Source organism: Pseudoxanthomonas suwonensis J47 (assembly GCF_000513955.1).
Taxonomy (GTDB): domain Bacteria; phylum Pseudomonadota; class Gammaproteobacteria; order Xanthomonadales; family Xanthomonadaceae; genus Pseudoxanthomonas; species Pseudoxanthomonas suwonensis_C.
Genome location: NZ_KI911329.1, coordinates 39558 through 49471 on the forward strand (window position 1 = coordinate 39558; position 9914 = coordinate 49471).

At 73.3% G+C, this 9914-nt stretch carries 9 protein-coding genes; 5 read left to right on the top strand and 4 right to left on the bottom strand.

Annotation, left to right across the window (positions count from 1 at the left end; genetic code table 11):
* Window positions 1-38 precede the first annotated feature (38 nt).
* The 4 genes from M503_RS0112825 to M503_RS0112840 all read right to left on the bottom strand — a co-directional run bounded on the left by M503_RS0112825 (window position 39) and on the right by M503_RS0112840 (window position 3637).
* Window positions 39-698: a GYF domain-containing protein gene (locus M503_RS0112825; protein WP_028919948.1), complete on the bottom strand. Its 660-nt coding sequence runs from the start codon at window positions 696-698 to the stop codon at window positions 39-41.
* A gap of 97 nt (window positions 699-795) precedes the next feature.
* Complete coding sequence (locus M503_RS0112830) at window positions 796-1269, bottom strand: DUF494 family protein (protein ID WP_028918477.1); 474 nt, start codon at window positions 1267-1269, stop codon at window positions 796-798.
* Between the two features lie 67 nt (window positions 1270-1336).
* Complete coding sequence (gene dprA, locus M503_RS16490) at window positions 1337-2449, bottom strand: DNA-processing protein DprA (RefSeq protein ID WP_231472373.1); 1113 nt, start codon at window positions 2447-2449, stop codon at window positions 1337-1339.
* A gap of 75 nt (window positions 2450-2524) precedes the next feature.
* Complete coding sequence (locus M503_RS0112840) at window positions 2525-3637, bottom strand: LysM peptidoglycan-binding domain-containing protein (RefSeq protein ID WP_028919949.1); 1113 nt, start codon at window positions 3635-3637, stop codon at window positions 2525-2527.
* Between the two features lie 132 nt (window positions 3638-3769).
* Here M503_RS0112840 and def point away from each other — a divergent pair, with 132 nt between their 5' ends.
* The 5 genes from def to M503_RS16495 all read left to right on the top strand — a co-directional run bounded on the left by def (window position 3770) and on the right by M503_RS16495 (window position 9792).
* Entirely contained in the window at window positions 3770-4282 is a 513-nt protein-coding gene (gene def, locus M503_RS0112845; protein WP_028919950.1) for a peptide deformylase, read from the top strand.
* A gap of 118 nt (window positions 4283-4400) precedes the next feature.
* Window positions 4401-5324, top strand: a complete 924-nt coding sequence (fmt, locus tag M503_RS0112850; RefSeq protein ID WP_024869865.1) for a methionyl-tRNA formyltransferase — start codon at window positions 4401-4403, stop codon at window positions 5322-5324.
* Window positions 5325-5327: 3 nt separating this feature from the next.
* The gene (gene rsmB, locus M503_RS0112855) at window positions 5328-6692 is read left to right on the top strand and encodes a 16S rRNA (cytosine(967)-C(5))-methyltransferase RsmB (protein WP_081721045.1); all 1365 of its coding nucleotides are present in this window, start codon (window positions 5328-5330) and stop codon (window positions 6690-6692) included.
* 21 nt (window positions 6693-6713) lie between these two features.
* A complete protein-coding gene (locus tag M503_RS0112860) occupies window positions 6714-8432 on the top strand; it encodes an ArnT family glycosyltransferase (RefSeq protein WP_028919952.1) in 1719 nt (572 codons plus the stop codon).
* 82 nt (window positions 8433-8514) lie between these two features.
* Complete coding sequence (locus M503_RS16495; protein ID WP_155952067.1) at window positions 8515-9792, top strand: O-antigen ligase family protein; 1278 nt, start codon at window positions 8515-8517, stop codon at window positions 9790-9792.
* Window positions 9793-9914 lie beyond the last annotated feature (122 nt).

The window sequence follows — 9914 nt, forward strand, 5'->3', positions numbered from 1 at the left end:
GTCCATTCCTCGTCGTGTGGCGGCCAGGGGCCCCGGTGTCAGCCGCGGCAGTCGTGGGGCAGGTAGCGGTCCTCGACGGCGGAAGAGCACATCCAGGTATCCACCGCCGGGTTGTATTCCAGCCAGACCGGCTGGCCGTCGAGCTGGTCCTTGCCCGGTGCGGAAATCTCGGCGGACAGGCCGCACAGGGTGCTTTCCTCGAACTGGCCGAAGCGGATCGAGGCCAGGTGCGCGCCGGCGTAGCTTCCGGCGCTTTCGAAGCCTTCGTCGTCGTTGCCCGGGCAGCGCCCGTTGGCCTCCATGAAGGCGACCACCGCGCCCTTGTGCATGCCGGCTTCGAGGATCGCCTGGGTGGCCTGCGAGCGCAGGACGTAATCGTTGTAGGCCGGCAGCGCGACCGCCGCGAGGATGCCCAGCACCCCCAGCAGGACCACGCCGGCGACGCCGACCAGGGCGGCGATGGCGCAACCGGACAGCCCGCGCGGCGCCGGCTGCGGCGCGGCCGGCGTCGCCGGCATCGGCGGCGGCAGTCCAAGCGTCGTGGCGAAGTCGTGCAGCGGGCGCCACTGCGCCTCGCCCTCGCGCCATACCAGCGTCTGCGGCCCGACCGTCCCGCGCATGGCCAGCGCGCGCAGCCCGTCCGCCGTCACCGGGCCATGGCGGTGCCCGCCGGCGTCGGCGTAATACCAGTGATTCATTCGATCCCCCAAGCAGGTGTGAAACTTAACCGAAGCCCCTGACGCAAGGAAGCCGGCTTGCGCCGGCTTCCGTCGTTGCGGGCTGTTCGCGTGGTGCTCAGTGCACCGGTTCCGGCTCCTCGCCGAACATCTGCGTTTCCATCCAGGCGTAGGCCGCTTCGGCGCCAGGCTGGTTGAACAGGACCATCAGCACCACCCACTTCAGGTCGTCCAGGTCCAGCTCGTCCTGGTCCAGGGCCATGGCGCGGTCCAGCACCAGCTCGCGCTGGCCGGCGTCGAGCACGCCCTGCTGCTCGAGGAACAGGAGGAAGCCGCGGCAGTCGACGTCGAGGCGGTCGAGTTCGGGGCCGTGGTAGACCCGCACCGGGCCGTTCACGCGCGCCTCGCCGCCCGCCGGGCGCTGCTGCGCCAGGCCGTCGAGCCAGTCGAAGGCCTTGCTGATCTCGCTGGGGCTGAAACCGGCCTCGATCAGGCCCTGTTGCAAGGGATCGCGGTCGCGGAGGCTGTCCGCATCGTCGCCGATGTAGTGTTCGAAGAGGTAGAGCAGTACGTCCAGAATGCTTTCTTTCATTGCCCTCGGCCTGCGCCCCGCAAGGAGCGCCGTGGGGGTGGGGAACCGCCGCTGCCGACGTTCGTGTTCAGCCGCAGCGCCCGGCGGGCCTGCCGCCGGCGGAGCTGCGCGAGTAGCGGCCATGTTCGACCACCACCCGCCCGTCCAGTTCCATGGCCAGCAGCATGGGGGACAGGGCGGCGGGCGTCAATCCGGTCCGCTCGACCAGGACATCCATAGGGATGGGGTCGTGGCCCAGTGCGTTCCACAACCTGTCGTGGTCGGTGGCGCCGGCGCGACGCCTCTTCCTGAGCCTGTCATGACCCGTATGAATGCGGGCGCGGGGCGGTTCCGGGGCGGCCAGCGACAGGGCCAGGCGGCCGGCCAGCGGGGCGATCCCGGCCAGCACCTCGTCCGGGTGTTCGACCAGCTGGGCGCCGTCGCGGATCAGCCGGTGGCAGCCGCGGGCCAGCGGGTGGTGGATCGAGCCGGGGATGGCGAAGACCTCGCGCCCGGCCTCGGCCGCCTGGCGGGCGGTGATCAGCGCGCCTGAACGCAGCGCCGCCTCCACCACGAGGGTGCCCAGCGACAGGCCGGCGATGATCCGGTTGCGCGCCGGGAAGTGCCATGGCCGCCCCGGCGTGCCGGGCGGGTGTTCGCTGACCACCGCGCCGGTGGCGGCAATGCGGTCGCGCAGGCCGGCCAGGTGTGGCGGGTAGGCCAGGTCCGGGCCGGTGCCGAGTACGGCGATGGTCCGCCCGCCCGGTGCGGCCAGGGCGCCTTCGTGCGCGGCCGCGTCGATCCCGGCGGCCATGCCGCTGGCAACCGCGATGCCGGCGCCGCACAGCGCGGTGGCGAAGGCGCGGGCATGCTCACGGCCGCCGGCGCTGGCGCCGCGGCTGCCGACGATCGCCAGCGAAGGCTGCCACAGCAGGTCCGGGTCGCCGTCGACGAACAGCGCCAGCGGCGCGCCGGCGGTCTCGTGCAGCAGCGGCGGGTAGCGCGGATCATCGCGGCCGAGCAGGTGGTGGCCGGGCTGGTCGAGCCAGCGCAGGGCGTCTTCGAGGCGCTGGGCCGGCACCTCCCGCCCGGCGGTGTCGCCGTCGCGGGGACCGGCGCCTGGCCGGGTCGGGGCGGCCAGGGCCAGCACGCGCCGCAGCAGCGCTTCGGGTCCGTCCAGCGCAGGGGAGGGGGCATCCATGCCGCGCATGCTGCCCCGGAAACGACGACGGCGCCCTAGGGCGCCGTCGCGTGCTGCTGTAGGAAACCGCCGCGCTTACTGCGCGTCCGGATGCAGCGCCTCGTAGCCGACGCGGACCGGCTTCACCCCGTCCATGACCAGCGCGTAGCTGACCTTGTCGAAGGTGCGGAACACCATGGCGTGGGCCGCGTACTCGTCCGGCAGGACCACGCCGGCGCCGCTGAAGCGGTCGTCCTGGCGCGAGGTGGCGCGCCCGGTGACGCGGTCGTTGACGTGGCGGCCCTGGCGCCACAGCGAGACCACGGTGCCGTTGTCGATGCCGTCGAGGCGGCCGGCCGACAGCGCGACCACGTCGCGCGGACCGGCGGCGGTGAACGAATCTGCCACTGCCAGCACGCGCACGTCGGCCGGCAGCCCGGCCGGGGCGTGCGGGAAGAACTGCAGGTCGTACGGCTGCGGCTCCACCGGGACCAGGCGGTCGCCGGCGCGCACCTCGCGGCCGCTGTCCTCCAGCTGCAGGGTGGCGACCTCGACGTCGCCCGAGGGCACGCCGGTGATGGTGCCGACGTTGACCTGGGCCAGCTCGTAACCGAGGAAGGCGCTGCGGTCGTTCGGCGGCAGGTATTCGCGCCACAGGGCGCCGTCCAGCGCCAGCGGGCGGCCGTTGGCCTGCAGGTCGCGGGTCGGGCGCGGGTGGCCGAACTGCACGGTCGGGCGCAGCACCGCGTAGCGCTGGCCGGCCTGCGCCCCCGCCAGGCCCTTGATGTAGGCGGCCTGGCCGGCGCTGCCGCGCAGGCGGTTGTCCTCGAAGCCGACCACGTAGGGCAGGTGCTCGAAGGAATCGGCCACGCGCAGGTTCTTCAGGAACGGCTCGATGTCCGACAGCGGGATGGCGCCGATCGGGGCCTCCTCGCGCGGACCGGGCTGCACCGCCACGCGGTCCAGGTAGGCCAGGCTGAGCACGTCGCCGGGGTAGATCAGGTGCGGGTTGGCGACCTGCGGATTGGCCTGCCAGATTTCCGGCCAGAGCCAGGGCTTGCCGAGGAAACGTCCGGCGATGTCCCAGAGCGTGTCGCCCCTGACAACGACGTAGGTTTCCGGGTGGGAGCCGCGCGTTTCCACCGCGGTGGCGTACGTGGCGACGGTCAGCATCGCGACGGCGAGCACCGTCCGAAGGCGAGTGAGCATGGTTGCGATCCGCCTGATTCCCCAACAGGTTGGCGGACTATAGCCTAGGATTCAGGCCTTGGCGCAAGCTTCCGCGCTAGAATTGCGACGGCCGGCCGGTTTGCCCTGGCCCCCCATCCCCGGAGTATCCCCATGGCCCAGCTCCCCATCCTCGAATTCCCCGATCCGCGCCTGCGGACCGTGGCCGCGCCGGTGGACCCGGCCCAGCTGGCGACCCCGGAATTCCAGCGGCTGATCGACGACATGTTCGAGACCATGTATGCCGCCCCGGGCATCGGCCTGGCGGCGACCCAGGTGGACGCCCACCACCGCTTCATGGTCATCGACGTCAGCGAGGGCAAGGACCAGCCGATGGTCTTCGTCAACCCGCAGATCCAGGACCGCCAGGGCGAGCAGGTCTACCAGGAAGGCTGCCTGTCGGTGCCGGGCATCTTCGCCGACGTCACCCGCGCCGACACCATCACCGTGCGCTACCTGGACCGCGAGGGCCGCGAGCAGGAGCTGACCACCGGCGGCCTGCTGGCGGTGTGCATCCAGCACGAGATGGACCACCTCGAAGGCAAGCTGTTCGTCGACTACCTCTCGCCGCTCAAGCGCGAGATGGTGCGCAAGAAGCTGGCCAAGCAGCGCAGGCACGCCGCCTGATCTGCCGCGGTGCGCCTGCCGGTAATGGCCACGCACCGTTTCCCGTCCGAACCTGCCGGCGCCCGCGCCGGCCTGCGGCCGCGATGCCCGCAGCGCGGCCCCTGGAGCGTTTGACCCGATGAGGATCGTGTTCGCCGGCACCCCGGAATTCGCGGTGCCCTCGCTGCGCGCCGCCGCGCAGCGCAACGAAGTGGTCGCCGTGTACACCCAGCCGGACCGCCCGGCCGGGCGCGGCCGCGGCGTGGCGATGTCGCCGGTGAAGCTGGAGGCGATCGCCCGCGGCATCCCGGTGTTCCAGCCGGAGACCCTGCGCGACCCCGCCGCGCAGGACCAGCTGCGCGCGCTGGAACCGGACCTCATGGTGGTGGTGGCCTACGGCCTGATCCTGCCCAAGGCCGTCCTGGCGATCCCGACCCACGGCTGCTGGAACGTGCACGCCTCGCTGCTGCCGCGCTGGCGCGGCGCCGCGCCGATCCAGCGCGCGATCCAGGCCGGCGACGACCAGACCGGCGTGTGCCTGATGCGCATGGAAGCCGGCCTGGACACCGGCCCGGTGCTGCTCTCGCAGGCCACCGCGATCGGCGCCGAGGAGACCGGCGGCCAGCTGCACGACCGCCTCGCCGAGCTCGGCGCGCAGGTGCTGGCCGACGGCCTCGGCCTGCTGCGCGCCGGCCTGCTGCCGGTGCCGCAGCCGCAGCCGGCCGAAGGCGTCACCTACGCGCACAAGCTGGACAAGGCCGAGGCGCGGCTGGACTGGAGCCGCCCGGCGGCCGAGCTGGCCCGCACCGTGCGCGCCTTCAATCCCTGGCCGGTGGCCGAAGGCCAGGTGGCCGGCGAACGCCTGCGCATCCATGGCGCCGTGGCGCTGGACCAGGTCCACGACGCGGCCCCCGGCACCCTGCTGGGCGCCAGCCGCGACGGCATCGACATCGCCTGCGGCGAAGGCGTGCTGCGCCTGCGCGTGGTCCAGCGCGACGGCGGCCGCGCGATCACCGCCGCCGACTGGCTCAACGCCCGTCGCGACCTCGCCCGGGCCGGCTGACCGATGGCCGGACCGCGTCCACCCGCCCACCGTCCGCGCCCGTCGCGCCCGCCGCAGGAACGGCGGCCGCTGGCCCCGGGCGTCGAGGTGCGCGTGCTCGCCGCGCAGGTGCTCGACGCGGTCGTGCACCGCGGCCGTTCGCTGAAATCCGAGCTGTCCGCCGCACTGCCGCGCCTGGCCGACCCGCGCGACCGCGCGCTGCTGGAGGCGATCGCCTTCGCCGCGCTGCGCGGCCGCTACCGCTACGGCCCGGCGGTGCAGGGCTGGATGCAGAAGCCGCCCGGCCCGGCCGACCGCCCGCTACTGGCCCTGCTGCTGGCCGGCTGCGCCCAGCTGGACGCGCTGCAGCTGCCGCCGCACGCGGCGCTGGACGCCACCGTCGAGGCGGCGCGCGCGATGGGCCGTCCGCACCAGGCCGGCCTGGTCAACGCGCTGCTGCGCCGCGCCCAGCGCGAAGGCTTCCCGCCGGCCGACCCGGCCGGGGCCTGGCCGCAGTGGCTGCGCCGCCGCATCGAAGGCGACTGGCCGGAACAGGCCGCCGCGGTGTTCGCGGCCAGCGCCGAACCGGCGCCACTGTGGCTGCGGGTGAACCGCCAGCGGGTGGCGCGCGACGAATACCTCGCGCGCCTGCACGACGCCGGCATCGAGGCGGTCGCCGTGCCGCAGCTGGCTGACGCGCTGCGCCTGGACGCGCCGGTGCCGGTCGCCGCGCTGCCGGGTTTCGACGAGGGCCTGGTCTCGGTCCAGGACGGCTCGGCGCAGCAGGCCGCCGACGCGCTGGCGCCGGACCGCGGCGCGCGCGTGCTCGATGCCTGCGCCGCACCCGGCGGCAAGGCCGCGCACCTGCTCGAACGCGATCCCACCCTGGAACTGCTGGCGCTGGACGTGGATCCGCGCCGGCTGCCGAAGATCGAGGAGAACCTGCGGCGTTCCGGCGTGGCCGGCGGCAACGTGCAGGTGCGCGCCGCCGACGCGACCCTGCCGGCGCTGTGGTGGGACGGCTTCACCTTCGACGCGATCCTGCTCGACGCGCCGTGTTCGGCCACCGGCGTGGTCCGGCGCCAGCCGGACATCCTACTGCACCGGCGCGAGGAGGACATCGCCGCGCTGGCGCAGGCGCAGTCGCGCCTGCTCGACGCCACCTGGCCGATGCTGCGTCCGGGCGGCGTGCTGCTGTATGCGACCTGCTCGATCCTGGCCGAGGAGAATTCCCGCCAGGTCGCCGCCTTCCTTGAACGCACGCCCGATGCGCGCGCCGTGGCGCTGCCCGAATCCTTCGGCCATGCCGCCGGCCCGGGCCGCCAGCGCCTGCCCGGCGAGGACGGCATGGACGGCTTCTTCCACGCACGCCTACAAAAGTCCGACTGAGCGGTCGCTATGATCGGGGCCATGCCGACTTTCGACCCGCGCACGCGCGACACCTGGCTGTTCTGGATCACCGCATTGCTCGTGCTCGGCGCGGGGCTGGGCCTGCGCGATCCCTGGCCGGCCGACGAGCCACGCTTCGCCCTGGTCGCCAAGCAGATGGTGGAAAGCGGCGACTGGCTGTTCCCGCATCGCGGCATCGAGCTGTACTCGGACAAGCCGCCGATGCTGATGTGGCTGCAGGCCATGTTCTTCACGATCTTCGGCAACTGGCGGGTGGCGTTCCTGCTGCCCTCGCTGCTGGCCGCGCTGGGCACGCTGTGGTGCGTGCAGGACCTGGGCCGGCGGCTGTGGACCCGGCGGGTCGGCCTGTACGCGGCGTGGGCGCTGCTGTTCGCCTTCCAGTTCACCTGGCAGTCGAAGAAGGCGCAGATCGACCCGCTGGTCACCTTCTTCATCACCTTCGCCAACTACCTCCTGCTGCGCCACCTGCTGCTGGGCGGCGACTGGCGCTGGTGGACGATCGGCTGGTTCGCCGCCGGGCTGGGCACGATCACCAAGGGCGTGGGCGCGCTGGCGCTGCTGATGCTGCTGCCGGCGGCGATCGCCTCGGTGCGCGGCTGGCCGCGGGTGCGCGTGCACGCGCGCGACCCGCGCTTCTGGCTGGGCCCGCTGGCGTTCCTGGTGGCGGTATCGCTGTGGCTGCTGCCGGTGGTGGCGGTGGCGCTGTCGCGCGACCTGCCCGAGTACCGCGCCTACCTCGACGACATCCTGTTCCGGCAGACCGCCAAGCGCTATTCGCAGTCCTGGGACCACCACCAGCCGGCCTGGTACCACCTGGGGGTGATGGCGACGATGTGGATCCCGCCGGTGCTGGCGTTGCCCTGGGCGCTCGGCGCCTGGCGCCGCCGCCTGCGCCGCCGCGATCCGCGCTACCTGCTGCCGCTGGCGTGGTGGCTGCTGCTGGTGGTGTTCTTCTCGATCCCGCACGGCAAGCGCGACGTCTACATCATGCCGGCGCTGCCGATGATGTGCCTGGCGTTGGCGCCGCTGCTGCCCGGGCTGCTGCGCCGCCGCTTCGCGCGCGCCGTGGTGCTGGCGCTGGCCGCGCTGCTGGCGCTGCTGTTCCTGGGGCTTGGCGCCTCCACCCTGCGCGAGGCCGGGTCGATGGCGGTGCGCCTGCAGGAACAGCGCGGCCTGGACCCGGCGGGCGTCCGCGCGGCGGCGTGGATGCTGCTGGCGATGGGCGCCTGGGCGACCGCGGCGCTGCTGGCGCTGTGGCGGCGGCCGGTGGTGGTGCTGTTCGCTGGCCTGGGCGGGTTGTGGGTGGCGTTCGGTCTGGTGGGCTACCCGATCCTCAACGACGCCAGTTCGGCGCGCGGGGTGATGGCCGCCGCCGGCGCCCGGATCGGCCCGGACGCCGAGCTGGGCCTGGTCGCGTGGAAGGAGCAGAACCTGCTGATGGCCGACCGTCCCGCGGCCAACTTCGGCTTCAAGGTGCCCTGGGACGAGCAGTTGCGTGCCGCCGCGGCCTGGCAGGCGCAGGCGCCCGACCGCTGGCTGCTGGTGCAGGAGGACGCGCTGGAGTCCTGCCTGGATCCGCAGCGGATCGAGCTGGCCGGGATCTCCAACCGGCGCCGCTGGTGGCTGGTGCCGCCGGGGGCGGTGACCGGCGAATGTGTGCCGAGCGCCGAAGAACTGGAACGTGCCGCTGCAGGTCAAGCGCGCGAGATTGCAGACTGACTGAAGGGTCAGCGCGTGTTCGGGAAGGGACACGCAAGATGCGCCGCTTCCCGGCGCCGGATTGGGATGGCGGATGCACCTGATGAGTGGCGACAACACCGACCCGATCCGACTGCGCTGGGCGCGCGCCTGCGCGGGGGTGGCGGTCTGGTCGTTGGCCGCGCTGGTCCTGGCCATGCCCAAGGGCCTGCTGCCCGCCGGCATCCTGTTCCTGCTCTCGACCCTGCTGGTGCCGCTGCGCGTCGGCGGTGCGGTGCGCCGGATCGGCTGGCCCTGGTTCCTGGTGGCCGGCATGGTCGCGCTGGTGCTGGCGGTGGTCGCCACGTCCTCCCGCCTCTTCGACGCCGAGCCCGACCTGCGCAGCCATGACCGGTGGCTGGCGATGCCCTGGCTGATGGCCTGGGCCTGGGCGTTGCAGCCATCCCGGGTGATGCTGTGGCGCGGCGCGCTGGCCGGGTTGCTGGCCGCGGCGGTGCTGGCCCTGGTCCAGGTGCTGGGCGGGCAGGCGCGGCCGGGCGGCTGGCTCAACGCGATCGTCTTCGCCGACGTGGTGCTGGTGCTGATGGTGCTGGTGGTGTTCTGCCGGCCGCCGCGCAGCTGGCAGTGGACCGGCCTGGGCCTGGTCGTGGGCGTGCTGGCGATCCTGCTCAGCGGCACGCGCGGCGCCTGGCCGGGCCTGCTGTTGCTGCTGCTGGTGCTGGTGCTGGGCAGTGGCTGGCGGAACCGGCGCAGCCGCAGCCTGGTGCTGGGGGCGGTGGTGGCCGGAGTGGTGGTGCTGCTGTCCTCGGTGCCTGCGCTGACCGAGCAGATGCGCCTGGTGGAACTGCGCCAGGACATCGAGCGCATGGACCGTGGCGACCACGATTCCTCCGCCGGTGCGCGGCTGGAGCGGCTGCAGGTCGCGGGCAGCGCTTTCGCCGAGAACCCGTGGACGGGGGTCGGCGTGGGCGGCTTCGACCGGGCGATGCAGCGCCTGCCGGAGTGCCGCGGCGAGGAAGGCCGGAAGGCGCAGCGCTGCCACTACGGGCATGCGCACAACGACGTGGCCGAGTGGGCGGCGACGATGGGCCTGCCTGGCCTGTTGGCGCTGGCGCTGCTCTATGGGGTGCCGCTGTACCTGTTCCTGCGCCTGCGCCTGCGTGGCGGCCAGTGGCAGGGGCCGCTGCGTGGTTCGGCGGCGGCCGGGGCGATGATGGTGGCGATGTTCATGCTCTGCGGCCTGACCCAGTCGATGTTCGCGCACCAGACCACCACCAGCCTCTACGCCGCCGGCTGCGGCCTGCTGCTGGGCATGGCCCTGCGCGAGGCGCACCGGGGCCGCGGCGCGCCGGCAGCTGACGAAGGCGCCGGGAACGGCTGATGCCAGTTCCCCCTCTCCTCCGGGAGAGGGGCCGGGGCCGATACGAGGCCGGATCGCCACGGTGCACGATTCCCAACGCCGTTGGCTTCGAACCGATCCGTGGGACGCCCAAAAGCAACAGC

Coding starts and splice junctions, on each gene's coding strand:
- M503_RS0112825 (WP_028919948.1), bottom strand. CDS start 698: ATGAATCACTGGTATTACGCCGACGCCGGCGGGCACCGCCATGGCCCG.
- M503_RS0112830 (WP_028918477.1), bottom strand. CDS start 1,269: ATGAAAGAAAGCATTCTGGACGTACTGCTCTACCTCTTCGAACACTAC.
- dprA (WP_231472373.1), bottom strand. CDS start 2,449: ATGGATGCCCCCTCCCCTGCGCTGGACGGACCCGAAGCGCTGCTGCGG.
- M503_RS0112840 (WP_028919949.1), bottom strand. CDS start 3,637: ATGCTCACTCGCCTTCGGACGGTGCTCGCCGTCGCGATGCTGACCGTC.
- def (WP_028919950.1), top strand. CDS start 3,770: ATGGCCCAGCTCCCCATCCTCGAATTCCCCGATCCGCGCCTGCGGACC.
- fmt (WP_024869865.1), top strand. CDS start 4,401: ATGAGGATCGTGTTCGCCGGCACCCCGGAATTCGCGGTGCCCTCGCTG.
- rsmB (WP_081721045.1), top strand. CDS start 5,328: ATGGCCGGACCGCGTCCACCCGCCCACCGTCCGCGCCCGTCGCGCCCG.
- M503_RS0112860 (WP_028919952.1), top strand. CDS start 6,714: ATGCCGACTTTCGACCCGCGCACGCGCGACACCTGGCTGTTCTGGATC.
- M503_RS16495 (WP_155952067.1), top strand. CDS start 8,515: ATGAGTGGCGACAACACCGACCCGATCCGACTGCGCTGGGCGCGCGCC.